This window comes from Streptomyces sp. ISL-94 (assembly GCF_018614075.1).
In the GTDB taxonomy this organism is placed as follows: domain Bacteria; phylum Actinomycetota; class Actinomycetes; order Streptomycetales; family Streptomycetaceae; genus Streptomyces.
Genome location: NZ_JAGGOZ010000042.1, coordinates 55,554 through 71,510, shown reverse-complemented (window position 1 = coordinate 71,510; position 15,957 = coordinate 55,554). Strand labels below are relative to the sequence as shown.

The following is a 15,957-nucleotide window of genomic DNA, read 5'->3' as shown; positions in this document are numbered from 1 at the left end:
CCCGACGGCCCGCGGATGACCGCCGTCTCCCCGGCTCTCCGGCGCGCAGCGCGGCACTCTCTCCCGAGCAGTCCGGCCCGTTCATTCCGGCACGGCACTGCCTCGTCTTTTCTTCGGCTCGTTCTCGCGAATCCCCCTGCCGGGAATTCCTCGATACGCGCCGCATCGAGGAAGGTTCTGCATGAACCGCACCACCCGCACCCCCCGCACGGCCACGCGTTCGAATGACCGCGACCGCTACGCCTCCTCCCGCACGTCCGGCGGCTCGGCCGTCGGCCGATCCGGCTACGGCGGCCGCAGCGGCAGCGGCCGGCGCCCCGCCGTGCAGGGGGAATTCGCCCTCCCCGTGACCGTCACGCCCGCGCTCCCGCCGGTAGAGGCCTTCGCCGACCTCGACATGCCCGAGCAGCTGCTGGCCGCGCTCGGCGCCGAGGGCGTGAGCACGCCGTTCCCGATCCAGGGCGCGACCCTTCCGAACTCCCTCGCGGGCCGCGACGTGCTCGGCCGCGGGCGCACCGGCTCCGGCAAGACCCTCGCCTTCGGCCTGGCCCTCCTGGCCCGTACGGCCGGACAGCGCGCCGAGCCCCGCCAGCCGCTGGCCCTGATCCTCGTCCCCACCCGCGAGCTGGCCCAGCAGGTCACGGACGCGCTCGCTCCGTACGCCCGCGCCCTGAAGCTCCGTACGGCCACCGTCGTGGGCGGGATGCCCATCGGCCGGCAGGCCGGGGCGCTGCGCGGCGGCGCCGAGGTCGTCGTCGCGACCCCCGGACGGCTCAAGGACCTCATCGACCGCGGTGACTGCCTGCTGAACCAGGTCGCCGTCACCGTCCTGGACGAAGCCGACCAGATGGCCGACATGGGCTTCATGCCGCAGGTCACCGCCCTGCTCGACCAGGTGCGCCCCGAAGGCCAGCGGATGCTCTTCTCCGCCACCCTCGACCGCAACGTCGACCGGCTCGTCCGCCGCTACCTGAGCGACCCCGTCGTGCACTCCGTCGACCCCTCGGCCGGCGCCGTCACCACGATGGAGCACCACGTGCTGCACGTGCACGGCACCGACAAGCACGCGGCCACCACCGAGATCGCGGCGCGCGAGGGCCGGGTGATCATGTTCCTGGACACCAAGCACGCCGTGGACCAGCTCACCACCCACCTGCTGAACAGCGGCGTACGGGCAGCCGCGCTGCACGGCGGGAAGTCGCAGCCGCAGCGCACGCGGACCCTGACGCAGTTCAAAGCCGGGCACGTGACCGTGCTCGTGGCGACCAACGTCGCGGCGCGCGGGATCCACGTCGACAACCTCGACCTCGTCGTGAACGTCGACCCGCCCACCGACCCCAAGGACTACCTGCACCGCGGCGGCCGCACCGCCCGCGCCGGCGAGTCCGGCAGCGTCGTCACCCTGGTCACCCCGAGCCAGCGCCGCGACATGGTCCGGCTGATGGCGGCCGCGGGCATCGTTCCGCAGACCACCCAGGTGCGCTCCGGCGAGGAGGAGCTGAGCCGGATCACCGGCGCGCAGGCCCCCTCCGGCATCCCGGTCGTCATCACCGCGCCGAAGTCGGACCGGCCCCGGCGCAGCCCCGCCTCCTCGCGCGGCCGGCGCAGCCGTCCCGCGCAGGAGCGGCGCCGCTCCATGGGCATGGCCGCCTGACCGCGAGGCCCCGTAGCCCGTAGTCCCTTGCTCCCCCTGGCAGTTCTCGAACCCCTCCCCCGTCTGTGAGGCATCATGCGCTTCGTCATCGCCCGCTTCCCCTTCGACCTCACGAAGCTCGAGGTGGAGGAGAAGATGAAGGGCGTCAAGCCCGAAGCCGTCACGGGAGCGTCGGTGATCATCAGCCGCCGCACGTACCCCGTCAAGCAGGTCGGGGAGGTCATCACCCGGCAGGACCGCCGTGACTTCACGGCCGGCGAGGTCACCCGGGCGCTGGCCGGCCTCGGCTTCACCTGCCGCGACCTCTCGGTGCCCGCGCCCGCACCCGTGCTCAGCCCGCTGGAGGCGGCCTCGGCCCTCCTGGGCAGCTCCTCCGGCTCCTGACGCGCTTGGTAGAGTCCCCATCCATGTCGATCCCTGATGACCTGCTCATCGATCTCGCTGCCATGGTCGAGTCGGAGCAAACCAATCAGATGTCCCTGACGGTCGTGGTCCACGGCGCTGTCATCACCGGCCGCCTCGCCCCCGAGAGCGTCTGGCGTCAGCGCGTGGCCGAGGTCCTCCAGGACTCCGACCAGCTGGCCCCGTTCGCGGAGGTCTTCCGCGCCTCCGGACCGGTCGGCGGGACCCCCTCGCACCTGCATTTCCACGTGGCGCGCATCCTCCAGGGCACCCTGGGCATCCCCGAGACCGGCGGGATGTACCGGATCGCGATCAAGGACGTCAGCGCCTGGACCGTCGGGGACTTCAGCTACTCCGACCGATAGCCCCGGCCGGCCCCCGGCGACCGCACCGCACCGCAGAATGGCGGCATGCGGATCTCGATGCTGGGGGCCCTTGAGGTACGGGGCGAGGACGGGCGCGGCGTCGGAGTCGGCGGGGCACGGCTGCGTGCCCTGCTGATCCTGCTGGCGCTCGAACCGGGCCGGATGGTCCCCTCCGAGCTGCTCATCGACGGGATCTGGGAACACGATCCGCCGATGGGGGCCGCCAACGCCCTTCAGGCGCTGGTGTCCCGGCTGCGGCGGGCGCTGCCCGGCGTCGAGGTCGCCTCGCATCCGGCCGGGTACCGGCTCGCCGTCGAACCGGACGACGTGGACGCGGTCCGCTTCGAGCGGCTGGCCTCGGCCGGGCGCGGGGCACTGGCCGCCGACCCCGGCGAGGCCGCGCGCGTACTGCGCCAGGCCCTGGCGCTGTGGCGCGGCCCGGCGCTGCTGGACGTGGCGGCCTCCGAGTTCTTCCGGGCGCCCGTGGCCCGGCTGTCCGAGCTGCGGATGGCGGTCCTCGAAGACCGGATCGAGGCCGATCTGCGGGTGGGGCGCGGCCGGGAGCTGACCGGCGAACTGACCTCGCTCGTCGCCGAACACCCCTTGCGGGAAAGGTTCGTCGGGGCGCTGATGCGCGCGCTCGTCGCCGCCGGGCGGCCCGCCGAGGCCCTCACCGCCTACGGCAGGGCGCGCGAGGTCCTCGCCGAGGAGCTCGGCGCCGATCCCTCGCCGGAGCTGTCCGCGCTGCACACCGCCGTCCTGCGCGGCGAGCTCCGCGCACCCGCCGCGGCCCCGTCCGCCACCGCGACCGCTTCACCGCAGGCCGATTGCATACCCGCCACACCCGCCGCGCCGCCGCCGACCAATCTCCGCTCCGCGCTGGCCAGTTTCGTCGGCCGGGACGAGGACCTCGCCCAAGTGGCGGACCTGACCGGCCGGTTCCGGCTCACCACGCTCATCGGCCCGGGCGGCGCCGGAAAGACCCGGCTCTCCGTCCAGAGCGCCCGCCCGCTCCTCGGCCGCTTCCCCGACGGCATCTGGCTCGTGGAGCTGGCGCCGCTGGGCGCGGGCGCCGACGTGGCCCAGGCCGTACTGAACGCCATGGGCCTGCGGGAGCACCCGGCAGCGGCGGCGGGCGACCCGCTGGAGCGGCTCACCACGGCGCTGCGCACCCGTACGGCCCTGCTGGTGCTGGACAACTGCGAGCACCTGATCGAAGAGGCGGCGGCGACGGCCGACCGGCTGCTGGGCGCATGCCCCGGACTGCGCGTCCTGGCGACCAGCCGGGAGCCCCTGGGCCTCACCGGCGAGGCCGTGTGGCCGGTGCGTCCGCTCGCCCTGCCGCCCCAGAGCGCGGACCCCGAACAGGCCATGGCGTACGCGGCCGTCCGGCTGCTGAACGACCGTGCGGCGGCGGCCCGTTCCGGATTCGCCGTGACCGGGGAGACCGCCTCGGCCGTGACCCGGATCTGCCGCGCCCTGGACGGGATGCCGCTGGCCATCGAACTGGCGGCGGCCCGGCTGCGCACGATGAGCGCGGAGCAGCTGGCCGCCCGGCTGGACGACCGGTTCCGGCTGCTGACCGGCGGCGCGCGCACGGCGCCGCGCCAGCACCAGACCCTGCGGGCGGTCGTCGACTGGAGCTGGGAGCTTTTGTCGGAGGCCGAGCGGGCGCTGCTGCGGCGGCTCGCCGCCTTCCCGGGCGGCGCCACGCTGGAGGCCGCCGAGGGGGTGTGCGCGGGCGGGCCGGTGGAGGAGTACGACGTACTGGACCTGATCACCTCGCTGGCCGACAAGTCCCTGCTGGTGACGGCCGACGACGGGCGCTACCGGATGCTGGAGACGATCCGGGCGTACGGCCTGGAGCGGCTGGAGGAGGCCGGTGAGCGGGAGGCGGTGCGCCGGGCGCACGCCGCGTACTTCACGGAACTGGCCCGGACCGCGGACCCGTACCTGCGGCGGGCCGAGCAGCTGGAGTGGCTCGCACAGCTCACCGTCGAGCACGACAACCTCAACGCGGCGCTGCGCGGAGCGATCGCGGCCGGTGACGCGGCGGCGGCCGTACGGCTGGTGGCGGCGGCCGGGTGGTACTGGTGGCTCGGCGGCCGGAAGGCGGAGGGCGCCGAACTGTCGATGCTGGCCCTCGCACTGCCCGACCCGGACGGGCAGCAGGAGGCGGCGGAGCGCGCCCTGGCCTGCGCGCTGGCCGTGCTGTTCGCGACGTCCGGCCTCGGCGACGACCTGCAGACGGCGGGGCTGCTGCGCGAGGGCTTGCTGCTCGCCGAGCGGTCGGGGGCCCGGCATCCGGTGGTCCGGTTCCTGGAGCCGCTGGAGCGGCTGCTGCGCAGCGACCGCAACGGCGAGTCCCCGCAGCCGGACGCCTGGGCCGGGCTGCTGACCGACGAGGACCCGTGGGTACGGGCGCAGGCCCGGCTGGGCGGAGCCAGGACCCTGCTCGGGGCGGGTGGCCGGCCCGCGGAGGCGGAGGCGGCGATCGAGGAGGCGCTGGCCGGGTTCCGCGGGCTCGGGGAGCGCTGGGGGATCTCCTTCGCGCTGACGGTGCTGGCCGATCTCGTCGCGCAGCGCGGCGACTTCGGGGCGGCGCTCGGCCACTACGGGGAGGCCGTCGCGGTGATCGGCGAGATGGGGGTCGTCGAGGACCGGCTGCACGCGCGGGTCCGGCAGGCGCAGCTGCACTGGCTGGCCGGGGACCCCGCGGCCAGTGCGGCGGCCATGGCGCAGGCGGAGCGGGACGCCGAGGCGGCGGGCTGGCCGGAGGCGCTGGCCACGGTGGCGCACGGCCGGGCGGACCTGCTGCGGTGGCGGGGCGAGCCGGCGCGGGCCCGGGAGGATCTGCAGCGGGCCCGTGAGCTGGTCCGGGAGGTCTCCGTCCACCCGGTCTTCCACGCGATGCTGTGCGACACCCTCGGGTACCTGGACGCCTCGGAGGGCGAGCGGGAGGCGGCCCGGGCCCACCGGGCCGAGGCGCTGGAACTGGCGGTGGCCTCCCTGCACGCTCCCACGGTGGCCCAGGTGCTGGTCGGCATCGCGGCGCACGCGGCCGAGCGGGACCGGGCCGCGGAGGCGGCGCGGCTGCTGGGCGCGGCCGTGGCGGTGCGCGGCGGGCCGGACCACTCGCGCCCCGACGCGGCGCACGTGGAGAACGCCGCGCGCGCCGCGCTCGGTGAGAAGTACGAGGAGTACTTCGCCGAGGCGGCGCGTGGCGGGTTCGGTGCCGGTGTGACCGGTCCCGGTGGTGGTGCCGGGGTGGCCATGGAGGCCGTACGGGAGCTCGGGCGGGTCACGCTGGACGGTTGAACAGCTTCTTCGCCCAGAGGAAGCCGGCCACGGCGAGCCCGAGGCACCAGCCGACGGCGACGATCCCGTCGCTGCCGACCGGGGTGCCCGCGAGCAGCGCCCGGAGGGTTTCGATGACCGGGGTGAAGGGCTGGTGCTCGGCGAAGACGCGCACCACGGTGGGCATCGAGCCGGTCGGGACGAAGGCGCTGCCGATGAAGGGCAGGAGGGCCAGCGGCAGGACGATGTTGCTGGCGCCCTCGGGGGTCTTGCTGAGCGTGCCGAGCGCGACGGACAGCCAGGTCACCGCGAAGGTGAGCAGGACGAGGAGGCCGAGGGCCGCCGACCAGCCGGTGAGGCCCGCCTCCGGGCGGAAGCCCATCAGCAGCGCGATCCCGATCACGATCCCGACGTTGACCAGGGTCTGGATCACACTGCCCAGCACGTGTCCGACGAGGATCGAGGAGCGGGAGATCGCCATGGTGCGGAAGCGGGCGACGATGCCTTCGGTGAGGTCGGTGCAGACGGACACCGCGGTGGTGGTGGAGGCGGCGGTGACCGCCATCAACAGGATGCCGGGGGCCAGGTAGTTGATGTAGTCGGTGCCGGTGCCGATGCCCGCGGCGAGGGGGCGGCCGAGGACGTAGACGAAGAGCAGCAGGAAGATGACCGGTACGGCCATGGCGCCGAGGGAGAGCCCGGGGTAGCGCAGGGCGTGCTTCAGCTGGCGGCGCAGCATGGTGGCGCAGTCGCGCCAGAGGTGCGGGGCGGCCGTGGTCGGGGCGGTGGCGGTGGCGGTGGCGGTGGCGGCGTTCATCGCGCGGACTCCTTGTTCTTGGTCTGGCCGGTCAGGGCGAGGAAGACGTCGTCGAGGTCGGGGGTGTGCACGGTGAGGCCGCCGACCTCGATCGCCTGGGCGTCGAGCCGGTCGAGCAGGGAGCGGAGCGAGCGCACGCCGCCGTCGCTCGGGATCCGCAGGGTGAGCGCGTCCGCGTCGGCGGTCACCTCGCCCAGGCTGCGGGCGGCACGGTCGAAATCGCCCGGGTCGGTGAAGTCGAGGCGGACGTGCCCGCCCGGCACCAGCCGCTTCAGCTCGTGGGCGGTGCCCTCGGCGACCAGCCGGCCGCCGTCCAGGACCGCGATCCGGTCGGCGAGCTGGTCGGCCTCCTCCAGGTACTGGGTGGTCAGGAAGATCGTGACGCCGTCGGCGACGAGCTCGCGGATGATCTGCCACATCGAGCGGCGGCTGCGCGGGTCCAGGCCGGTGGTCGGCTCGTCGAGGAAGATGACCTGCGGGCCGCCCACCAGGGTCATCGCCAGGTCGAGGCGGCGCAGCATGCCGCCGGAGAAGGTCATGGACACCTTGCGGGCCACGTCGGCCAGGTCGAAGGCCTCCAGCAGCTCGCCGGCCCGGCGCCGGCCGGCCGCCGTGGGCAGGTGGCACAGGTCCGCCATCAGGAGGAGGTTCTCCTCGGCGGTGAGCAGCTTGTCCACCGCCGAGAACTGGCCGGTGACGCCGATGGCCGACCGTACGGAGTCGGGCGCGGCGGCCAGGTCGTGTCCGGCGATCCGCACGCGGCCGGCGTCCGCTCCGATGAGGGTGGACAGGATCTGCACGGTGGTGGTCTTCCCGGCGCCGTTGGGGCCGAGCAGCGAGAAGACCGTGCCCGCCGGGACGTACAGGTCGATGCCGTCGAGGACGGTCTTGTCCCCGTAGGACTTGCGGAGGCCGGTGGCCTCGATGGGCGCCGCGGCCTCGCGGGGTGGATCGGGTTTCCGGTCATGGTGTCGCTCGTTTCGTGGTCGCTCCCTTGTGACGACGTCACCATGGCCGGGGGCGCTGACATGCCCTGGAGAGACCGCTGACAGATCGCTGACAGCTCCCGACCGGCGTCAGGCCCGCTGTCCGATTGGCGTGCGTGGGGTATCTGGGGTACGCCAAATACATGGGGTACGTGGGGTTTGGTTCGGGTATATCCCCTGGGACAGCGCAACGACGCACCCCCGGGTCCGCGCCCCCGCCGCCCGGGTCACACCGTCGGAGGAGCGCAGGCCATGCACCGTACAGACCTCACAGATGTCGCCACGCACGAGGCCAGGACCCTGTCCGTGTCCCTGTTCCGGCGACTGGCCGAGCTGGAGGAGGGCTGCGCGGAGTACTCGTACGTCCGCAACACCCTCGTCGAGCTCAACCTCAGCCTCGTGAAGTACGCCGCCCGCCGGTTCCGCGGCCGCAGCGAGCCGATGGAGGACATCGTCCAGGTCGGCACCATCGGCCTGATCAAGGCGATCAACCGCTTCGATCCCGAGCGCGGGGTGGAATTCACCTCGTTCGCGATTCCGACGATCACGGGTGAGATCAAGCGGTTCTTCCGTGACACCAGCTGGGCCGTCAAGGTCCCGCGGCGGCTCCAGGAGCTGCGGATCGACACCGCGAAGGCGCACGACGCCCTGGAGCAGGAACTGGGCCGCGAGCCCACGGACAGCGAGCTCTCCTGCCATCTGGACGTCACCCCCGAGGAGCTCTCGGAGGGGCGGAAGGCGTCGTGCGCGTACTCCGCGCGCTCCCTGGACGCGCCGCCGCAGGAGGACGGCGGCGAGCGCGACGCCTATGCCGAGCGGCCCTCGCTGGGCGAGGAGGAAGAGGCGTACGACCGCATCGAGTGCCTGGAGTCGCTCAAGCCGATGCTGGCCGGGCTCACCGAGCGGGAGCGCACGCTGCTCTCGCTGCGGTTCGGGCAGGAGCTGACGCAGACCGAGATCGGCGACCGGCTGGGCCTGTCCCAGATGCACGTGTCCCGGCTGCTGACCCGGACCCTGACGCGGCTGCGCACCGGGCTGCTCACCGATGAGGAGGAGGAGCCGGAGGCGGCGCAGGGGACGCACGGGACGCAGGGGACGCAGGGGACGCAGGGGACGCACGGGCCGCAGGCGACGGGGACGACGGACAGGGCGGCCCGGGGGGAGCCGCAGGCGCCTACGGCCGCGCGGCCGGCACCTCCAGCCAGACCGTCTTACCCGGCAGACCGCCCCCGCAAGGCGTCGACCCCCAGCTCCGCGCGAGCCGTTCCAGCAGGATCAGTCCGTGTCCTCCCGGTAGCGCACGGTCGCCGGGCGCCCGTCGGCGCGGGGGCTCAGGACTGTCGTCCCTGACCTCGACGCGCAGCCGCTCGGGGGTGTGCCGCAGGACCAGCTCGCGGGGGCCGCCCGCGTGCAGGCAGGCATTGGTCACCACCTCGGAGACCAGCAGCAGCACGTCGTCCACGGCCTCCGGCCGCCCGGGCCGGCCCGGCCACTGCCAGTCCGCGAGCGCCAGGCGGGTGAAGTCCCGGCACCGGCTCACGACCCCGGCCGTGGCGCCGCCCAGGACCAGCCGCCGCGTCTGCTCGGTCACAGGGCCTCCCCGCCTCATACCTCCGAAGACGCCCATCCTAGGACGCCACCGACCAGCCGAACCTTCAGGTAATTCCACATCTCGGAAACCAACTTCCACTATGCGACAAGTTCGGATCCAGCCGGCTTGACCGCGACGGCGGGTGCCACATCGTCTGAGTCCGGCATGCGGGATGCGCCCCGAAGGCACCCCCGGATCCGCATACCGGACTACTACCCTCGTTTCATGAATGCAGAGTCCGACGCCCTCGCCGCCGTGAAAGACGCCGACCGGAAGCACGTCTTCCACTCGTGGTCGGCGCAGGAGCTCATCGACCCGCTCGCCGTGGCCGGGGCCGAGGGCTCGTACTTCTGGGACTACGAGGGCAACCGCTACCTCGACTTCTCCAGCGCCCTCGTCTACACCAACATCGGCTACCAGCACCCCAAGGTCACCGCGGCCATCCAGGAGCAGGCGGCCAAGCTCTGCACGGTCGCGCCCGGCTTCGCCGTCGACGCGCGCTCGGAGGCGGCCCGGCTGATCGCCGAGCGCACCCCCGGCGACCTGGACAAGATCTTCTTCACCAACGCCGGCGCCGAGGCCGTCGAGAACGCCGTACGGATGGCCCGGCTGCACACCGGCCGGCCCAAGGTGCTGTCCGCGTACCGCTCGTACCACGGCGCCACCTCCACCGCGATCAACCTGACCGGGGACGCCCGCCGCTTCGGCAACGACACGGCGACCGCCGGGGTCGTGCACTTCTGGGGGCCCTTCGCCTACCGCTCGCCCTTCTACGCGACGACCGAGGCCGAGGAGTGCGAGCGCGCGCTGCGGCACCTCGAGGACACCATCGTCTTCGAGGGCCCGCAGTCCATCGCCGCGATCATCCTGGAGACCGTCGGCGGGGCCCCGGGCGTGCTGGTGCACCCGGACGGCTACCTCGCCGGCGTGCGCGCCCTCTGCGACCGCTACGGCATCGTCTTCATCCTCGACGAGATCATGGTCGGCTTCGGGCGCACCGGTAAGTGGTTCGCCTCCGAGCACTGGGACGTCACCCCCGACCTGCTCTGCTTCGCCAAGGGCGTGACCAGCGGATACGTGCCGCTCGGCGGGGTCGCCATCTCCGCCGCCATCGCCGAGACCTTCGCCCGCCGGCCCTACCCGGGCGGGCTGACGTACTCCGGGCACGTGCTGGCCTGCGCGGCCGCCGTCGCGACGATCAACGTCATGGAGGAGGAGGGCATCGTCGAGCAGTCCGCCCGCACCGGCGCCGAGCTGCTCGGCCCCGGGCTGCGCGCGCTGGCCGAGCGGCACCCCTCGGTCGGGGAGGTGCGGGGTCTGGGCACCTTCTGGGCCCTGGAACTCGTACGGGACGCCGCGACGCGCGAGCCGCTGGTCCCGTACAACGCCTCCGGGGCGGACAACGCGCCGATGGGCGCCTTCGGGGCCGCCTGCAAGAAGGGCGGGCTCTGGCCGCTCATCGCCGGGAACCGCATCCACCTCGCGCCGCCCTGCAACATCGCGGCCGACGACGTCGCCAAGGGGCTGGACATCCTCGGCGAGGCCCTCTCGGTCGCCGATGCGCACATGGTCTGACCTGGGCAAATGTACGGTTGCCCAATCCGTGGGTGCCTGTCTTGGATGTTCCGCGCCATTACGAACAGCACGTGAACGTGCTGAAATCCGACAGAGCACCTACGGACCGGGATGCACGTCAGTCCCGGGGCGGTCGTGAGTGACCGAACGGCGGGGAGCGGGCCGACCGCTGGACGCCGGGCGTACGGGATCCATTCAGCCGGACTCCGTGTACCCGAAGGAAGACAGCCATGAGCAAGCACGTCCTGGCGCAGAACCAGTACGGCAAGGCCGAGAACCGCATCGTCAAGGTCACCCGCAAGGGCAACGACGGTTCCTGGCACGAGATCCGCGACCTCAACGTCTCGGTCGCGCTCCGCGGTGAGTTCCGCGACGTCCACCTGACCGGCGACAACGCCAACTGCCTGCCGACCGACACCACCAAGAACACGGTGTACGCCTTCGGCAAGGAGCACGGCATCGACTCCCCCGAGGCCTTCGGCATCCTGCTCGCCAAGCACTTCGTCTCCTCGCAGCAGCCGATCCGCGAAGCGCAGATCCGCATCGAGGAGTACGTGTGGGACCGGATCCCGGTCCCGACGCGCAAGGAGCAGCACTCCTTCGTCCGCAAGGGCCAGGAGGTGCGCACCGCGCAGATCACCTACAGCGAGACGACCGGCCTCCAGGTCATCTCGGGCCTGAAGGACCTCACCGTGATGAACTCGACGAACTCCGAGTTCCACGGCTACATCAAGGACAAGTACACGACCCTCCAGGAGGCGTACGACCGCATCCTGGCGACCAAGGTCACCGCGCGCTGGGCGCACTCGGCGCTGGCCGCCGACGACGCCGGGTACGACTGGGACCAGTCGTACAAGAAGGTCCGCAAGAACATGCTGGAAGCCTTCGCGGAGACGTACTCGTACTCGCTCCAGCAGACCCTGAACCAGATGGCCGAGCGGGTGCTCGACAACTGCCCCAAGGTCAACGAGGTGCGCCTCAACCTCCCCAACAAGCACCACTTCCTCGTCGACCTGGAGCCCTTCGGCCTCAAGAACGACAACGAGGTCTACTTCGCGGCGGACCGCATGTACGGCCTGATCGAGGGCACCATCCACCGTGACGGTGTGCAGCCGGTGATCGCGACCTCCGACTGGATCGTCGCGTAACGCCCCCTGGGGGAGGATCAGTTCGGCTCGGACCGCGTCGCGGGGTCCGGGCCGTTCTGCTCCCCGCTCACGAGCTGCTCCGGCTGCCCCACGAGGAGGTTCCAGCGGCCCGCGCGGCCGGTGAGCGTGGTCACCGACTCCGGCCGGACGTCCAGCCGCCAGAAGGCCGCCGCGGGCAGGTCCAGCGCGTGCACCACGGCCGCCCGCACGACGGCCTGTTCGACCTCGGCGCGGTGGGTGGCCGCCGCCAGCCCGTCCAGTTCCGCCCCGACGCGGGCGATCAGGGACTCCACCGATTCCCCGCCCGGCGGCGCGTAGCGGGGATCCGTCAACCACGCGTGCACGGCGGCCGGATCCGCCCCGGCGACCTCGTCCAGGGTCCGGCCGGCCCACTCCCCCGCGTCCAGGCCCCGGAAGCCCTCGTATCCCGGGCAGGGCTCCCCGTGGCCGAAGCGACTGGCACGCGCCTGTGCGGCGTGCGGGAGTCTCACGAACCGGACTCGTACCAAGGGGGTCTTCATAAGGTGAGCGTAAGCGCGGTACGGTCTCGGACGACATAACTACATGACGACGGTACGACGGAAGCATCGGTGAGAATCCGGCACGGTCGCGCCACTGTGAACCCTCCCGGAAGGGGGAGGCAAGTCAGACCCGCCGCCGTCGTCGCGAGCACCACTGACCGGGACGCGTGTTCCCTCTGGAGGTTCCTGCCATGGCCCACTCCGCCGTGCCCGCTTCGGCTCCCGCCGTCGCACCGATTTCGCTCTCCGCGCTCGCCCCCTGGGCGGCCTTCGTCGCCGTCCTCATGCTCGTCCTGCTGTACTTCGTCGGCATCGAACAGGGTGCCACCGCGGTCTTCCAGGGCGAGAACGTCCACGAGTGGCTGCACGACGGCCGCCACCTCCTCGGCTTCCCCTGCCACTGATCTCGCGTCTGTCTCGCAAGGGAACCGAACCGTGAACCCTCTCTCCCCACGCGTTTTCCTCGTCCGGGGCATGCTCGCCGGCCTGCTGGCCGGCGTGGCCGCCTTCCTCGTCGCGTACCTCCTCGGTGAGTCCAAGGTGGACGCGGCGATCGCCATCGAGGAGGCCGGCCACCTCGCGGCCGGCCACGACCACGGCGAGGAGGCCCCGGTCAGCCGGGCCCTCCAGGCCACGGCCGGCCTGGGCACCGGCGTCCTGCTGTACGGGGTCGCGCTCGGCGGAATCGCCGCGCTCGTCTTCTGCTTCGCCCTGGGCCGCATCGGCCGCTTCGGCCCGCGGGCCACGGCGGCCCTGGTCACCGGCGGTCTGTTCGTGACCGTCACGCTGGTGCCGTTGCTCAAGTACCCCGCCAACCCGCCGGCCGTCGGAGACCCGGAGACGGCCGCCCGGCGGACCGCCCTCTACCTCCTGATGATCGCTCTGAGCGCACTGCTCGCGGCCGGCATGCTGATCCTGGGCCGCCGGCTGGCCCCCAGGCTCGGCAACTGGAACGCGTCGATCGCCGCCGGTGCGGCTTTCGTCCTGGCCGTCGGGATCTCGTACGCGGTGCTGCCCGGCATCAACGAGGTGCCGGAGGACTTCCCGGCCGCGCTGATCTGGCAGTTCCGCCTCGCGTCCCTGGCCATCCAGGCCGCGCTGTGGGCGACTTTCGGCCTCGCCTTCGGTTATCTAGCCGAACGCGCCCTTGTGCCGACCGCCGCACCGAAGGAGGCTGTGCAGCCGACCAGTTGATGAAGAGGGGGCCGGTGGGACATGCCGACGGCAATACGGGAGTGGCGCGGCTGGACGGGCGCGGCCCCGTTCTGGCTGAGCTCGTTCCTGCTGCTCCTGGCCCCCTTCACCGCGATCACGCTGTTCGGTCAGATCGGCGTGATCGCGGCCTTCGCCGCACTGGGGGGCCTGGCCCGCCACCTCTGGTTCGGCGACTACGGCCACCCGGCCGTCCACCTCGCCGCCGCCCTGATGGGCGCGACGGCGGCGACGCTGATCGCGGTGTGACGGCTGCGCGGGTGACCTCTCCTGCTGTCAGGCCTTGACCGGGACGAGGATCGCCTTTCCGGCTCACCCGTTCGGGCGTAGGACCTTCCGCCCCGGGTCCGTGGCGGCCGAACCGCTGCCAGCTGCGAAGACGTCCGGATCGCGGCGCGACACGCCAGTGACGTCCTGTCAGTCCTGCGTGTTTCACGAAGTGCGGAGGGGCAGAGGAGGTGTCCACTGCTCACATGACCCGGCCGCACGCGCCGGACGGAAGGGAATTCCATGCCTCGCGCCTCGGGGGAACCGTCCAGCGGTGGCTGGGGGAAGGTGGCCGCCGTACTGACGGTGGTTCTGCTGGCCGTCGGCATCGGTGCGCTGCTCCGCACCGAGGGGGCCAAGCCCGTGGCCCCGGCCGCGGACGACGCGCTGCCCTCGCGGGCACTGGGGCTGTCCGACCACCGCCGTCTCGTGCGGCAGCTGGAGGAGTCCGGCGAGCACCGCCCCGGCCAGGGCGCCCGCTCGCCGAGAACGGCGGCCGGTCCGCTGCGGGGGGTCACGCATCCGCTGCGGCCCGCGGCGCCGTTGCGCTTGCGCATCCCGGGCCTGGGCATCGACGTACCGCTGGCGGCCGACGGCCACGGGGAGGCCTCCTGGGACGAGGCCAGCCCCGCGCCGGGTGCGGAGGGGACCGCCGTGATCAGCGGCTCGGGGTTGCGCCTGGCCGGGCTCCAGCGGGGCCGGACCATCGAGATCCCCCGCGCGGACAGCCGTACCGCCGTGTTCACCGTCGTACGGATCTCACCCGGCGAGGCCACCGGCCGCGAGGACCGGGCGGGGCGGGCCCAACTGCGGCTGGTCGGCGGTGAGACCGCCGTGCTCGCCCGGCTGACGGGGCAGCGGCGCGGCCGCTGACCGTCAGCCGTGGGGGGTGTCTTCGTCCCCCGGTCGGGGGCTTCTGGTGAGCGGTCCGGGAGTCGTCCGGCGTGGCGGGGCACACCCCTCGCATGAGCGGGAGGCAGCGCGCGCGGACGGCACTGACCAGGGCCCTGACGGTGGCCTGTGTCGTGCTGCTGTGCGTGTTCGGTGCCGGTCCGGCGGCCGCGATGGCCGCCGAGTCCCGGCCCTCCTCCACCGCGCCGGCCGAGCCGACCGAGGGCCAGTCCGACCCGGGCCCCGCCGACTCCGAAGTACGGGCCGCTCTGCGGACGGTCCTGCGCGGGGTGCCCGGCGTACGGCGGACACCGCTTCCGGTGTTTCACGTGAAACAGGCGGACCCGGTGGGGTGCGCGCGCCCGTCGGAGGGGGCCGAACCGGCGCTGTCCGTGCGGTCGGTGCGGAGTGTGGTCCTGCGCTGCTGAGAAGGCCGAGCAGCGCAGATCCCCACACCCCCTTCGTCACCGTGAGGTTCCGTCATGCCCATCGACCCGTACGCCGCCCTGAACGCCATGCTCCGCGCCGAGGCCGCCCGCTTCACCCCGCCGGTCCGCCAGTCCGATCCGGCCGGGGCCGCCGAGCCCGAGAGCGAACCGCAGCAGGTCACCAGCCCCGATCCCGCGGACTCGGCCGCATAGCCGCGGAGGTACAGCGTCGGCCCGGCCGCACGTGCGGCCGGGCCGACCGGCTCAGTCCTCGCGCGTGTAGTAGCGGTAGAACGCCACCCCGCCGACGCCGAGGGCCACGAAGAAGCCGATCACGGTCGCGCGGAGCACGGACGAGTTGGTGAGGCTGTGCAGGTAGCCCACGGCGATGCCCGCGAAGACTCCGTACGCCGTGGCGTGCATCTCCCGCTTCAGCCGCGGGCCGATGCGGGCCAGGGCGAACATGCAGGCGGCGAAGACCGCGCCGCAAAGGATCCCGTAGAAGACGTTGCCGGCGTCGACGGGGCCCATCTGGCGCTTGATGAAGGCGGCCCAGACCCCGTAGACGAGTCCCATGAGCAGGGGCCTGGTGTACGCGCTCTTGCCCAGGTGGGTCATGTCCGCCATCTGCCGGTGCTGCCGCCGCGAGGCGGTGGGTGCCGCATGTGCCATGACGGGCTCCTCTCTCCCATCCTCCAGGGCACACCCGCCGCCCCCGGGCGGCAAGTGGATCACCCGCGCACGGCGGCCGCGTCGATGCCGAAGGGCATGCCGGGCAGCGCTGGTGCTGTGGCCGGAAAGGT

At 72.8% G+C, this 15,957-nt stretch carries 17 protein-coding genes and 1 pseudogene; 13 read left to right on the top strand and 5 right to left on the bottom strand.

Annotated features, from left to right (window positions below; genetic code table 11):
* Positions 1–181 precede the first annotated feature (181 nt).
* The 4 genes from J7E94_RS15735 (at position 182) to J7E94_RS35410 (ending at position 5,739) form a co-directional block, all read left to right on the top strand.
* Positions 182–1,654 carry a DEAD/DEAH box helicase gene (locus J7E94_RS15735; RefSeq protein ID WP_215015974.1) on the top strand — a complete coding sequence of 491 codons (1,473 nt, stop codon included), beginning with the start codon at positions 182–184 and terminating at the stop codon, positions 1,652–1,654.
* 75 nt (positions 1,655–1,729) lie between these two features.
* A complete protein-coding gene (locus J7E94_RS15730; protein ID WP_215015971.1) occupies positions 1,730–2,038 on the top strand; it encodes an SCO5918 family protein in 309 nt (102 codons plus the stop codon).
* A 23-nt stretch (positions 2,039–2,061) separates the two neighbouring features.
* Complete coding sequence (locus tag J7E94_RS15725; protein WP_215015970.1) at positions 2,062–2,421, top strand: hypothetical protein; 360 nt, start codon at positions 2,062–2,064, stop codon at positions 2,419–2,421.
* A gap of 45 nt (positions 2,422–2,466) precedes the next feature.
* Positions 2,467–5,739, top strand: a complete 3,273-nt coding sequence (locus tag J7E94_RS35410) for a BTAD domain-containing putative transcriptional regulator (protein ID WP_215015968.1) — start codon at positions 2,467–2,469, stop codon at positions 5,737–5,739.
* Here the strand turns inward: J7E94_RS35410 and J7E94_RS15715 are convergent.
* A complete protein-coding gene (locus J7E94_RS15715; RefSeq protein ID WP_215015966.1) occupies positions 5,723–6,535 on the bottom strand; it encodes an ABC transporter permease in 813 nt (270 codons plus the stop codon). The genes J7E94_RS35410 and J7E94_RS15715 overlap by 17 nt on opposite strands.
* Positions 6,532–7,461 carry an ATP-binding cassette domain-containing protein gene (locus J7E94_RS15710; RefSeq protein WP_215016065.1) on the bottom strand — a complete coding sequence of 310 codons (930 nt, stop codon included), beginning with the start codon at positions 7,459–7,461 and terminating at the stop codon, positions 6,532–6,534. Before J7E94_RS15710 ends, J7E94_RS15715 begins: the two co-directional genes overlap by 4 nt.
* 237 nt (positions 7,462–7,698) lie before the next feature.
* Between J7E94_RS15710 and J7E94_RS15705 the strand changes: the two are divergent.
* Positions 7,699–8,571, top strand: a pseudogene (locus J7E94_RS15705) (SigB/SigF/SigG family RNA polymerase sigma factor); the annotation flags it as partial.
* Positions 8,572–8,695: 124 nt separating this feature from the next.
* On the opposite strand, the gene J7E94_RS15700 reads toward J7E94_RS15705, so the two are convergent.
* Complete coding sequence (locus J7E94_RS15700; RefSeq protein WP_308345100.1) at positions 8,696–9,130, bottom strand: ATP-binding protein; 435 nt, start codon at positions 9,128–9,130, stop codon at positions 8,696–8,698.
* Between the two features lie 207 nt (positions 9,131–9,337).
* Between J7E94_RS15700 and J7E94_RS15695 the strand changes: the two genes are divergently transcribed.
* Both J7E94_RS15695 and pucL read left to right on the top strand, forming a co-directional pair.
* Positions 9,338–10,687, top strand: coding sequence for an aspartate aminotransferase family protein (locus J7E94_RS15695; protein WP_215015962.1), 1,350 nt, complete (start codon positions 9,338–9,340; stop codon positions 10,685–10,687).
* 230 nt (positions 10,688–10,917) lie between these two features.
* Positions 10,918–11,835, top strand: a complete 918-nt coding sequence (gene pucL / locus J7E94_RS15690; RefSeq protein ID WP_215015961.1) for a factor-independent urate hydroxylase — start codon at positions 10,918–10,920, stop codon at positions 11,833–11,835.
* 17 nt (positions 11,836–11,852) lie between these two features.
* Here the strand turns inward: pucL and J7E94_RS15685 are convergent, their stop codons facing one another.
* Positions 11,853–12,356 carry a histidine phosphatase family protein gene (locus J7E94_RS15685; RefSeq protein ID WP_215015958.1) on the bottom strand — a complete coding sequence of 168 codons (504 nt, stop codon included), beginning with the start codon at positions 12,354–12,356 and terminating at the stop codon, positions 11,853–11,855.
* 191 nt (positions 12,357–12,547) lie between these two features.
* Here J7E94_RS15685 and J7E94_RS15680 point away from each other — a divergent pair, with 191 nt between their 5' ends.
* From J7E94_RS15680 to J7E94_RS15655, 6 genes are all read left to right on the top strand, one after another.
* Entirely contained in the window at positions 12,548–12,760 is a 213-nt protein-coding gene (locus J7E94_RS15680; RefSeq protein WP_215015957.1) for a CbtB-domain containing protein, read from the top strand.
* A gap of 31 nt (positions 12,761–12,791) precedes the next feature.
* Positions 12,792–13,550, top strand: coding sequence for a CbtA family protein (locus J7E94_RS15675; protein ID WP_215015956.1), 759 nt, complete (start codon positions 12,792–12,794; stop codon positions 13,548–13,550).
* Between the two features lie 21 nt (positions 13,551–13,571).
* Positions 13,572–13,817, top strand: a complete 246-nt coding sequence (locus J7E94_RS15670; protein ID WP_215015955.1) for a hypothetical protein — start codon at positions 13,572–13,574, stop codon at positions 13,815–13,817.
* Positions 13,818–14,078: 261 nt separating this feature from the next.
* Entirely contained in the window at positions 14,079–14,708 is a 630-nt protein-coding gene (locus J7E94_RS15665; RefSeq protein WP_215015954.1) for a class F sortase, read from the top strand.
* A gap of 92 nt (positions 14,709–14,800) precedes the next feature.
* Positions 14,801–15,154: a hypothetical protein gene (locus J7E94_RS15660; RefSeq protein ID WP_215015953.1), complete on the top strand. Its 354-nt coding sequence runs from the start codon at positions 14,801–14,803 to the stop codon at positions 15,152–15,154.
* Positions 15,155–15,208: 54 nt separating this feature from the next.
* A complete protein-coding gene (locus tag J7E94_RS15655) occupies positions 15,209–15,367 on the top strand; it encodes a hypothetical protein (RefSeq protein WP_215016078.1) in 159 nt (52 codons plus the stop codon).
* 51 nt (positions 15,368–15,418) lie between these two features.
* On the opposite strand, the gene J7E94_RS15650 is transcribed toward J7E94_RS15655, so the two are convergent.
* Complete coding sequence (locus J7E94_RS15650; RefSeq protein ID WP_215015952.1) at positions 15,419–15,826, bottom strand: hypothetical protein; 408 nt, start codon at positions 15,824–15,826, stop codon at positions 15,419–15,421.
* Positions 15,827–15,957: the final 131 nt, after the last annotated feature.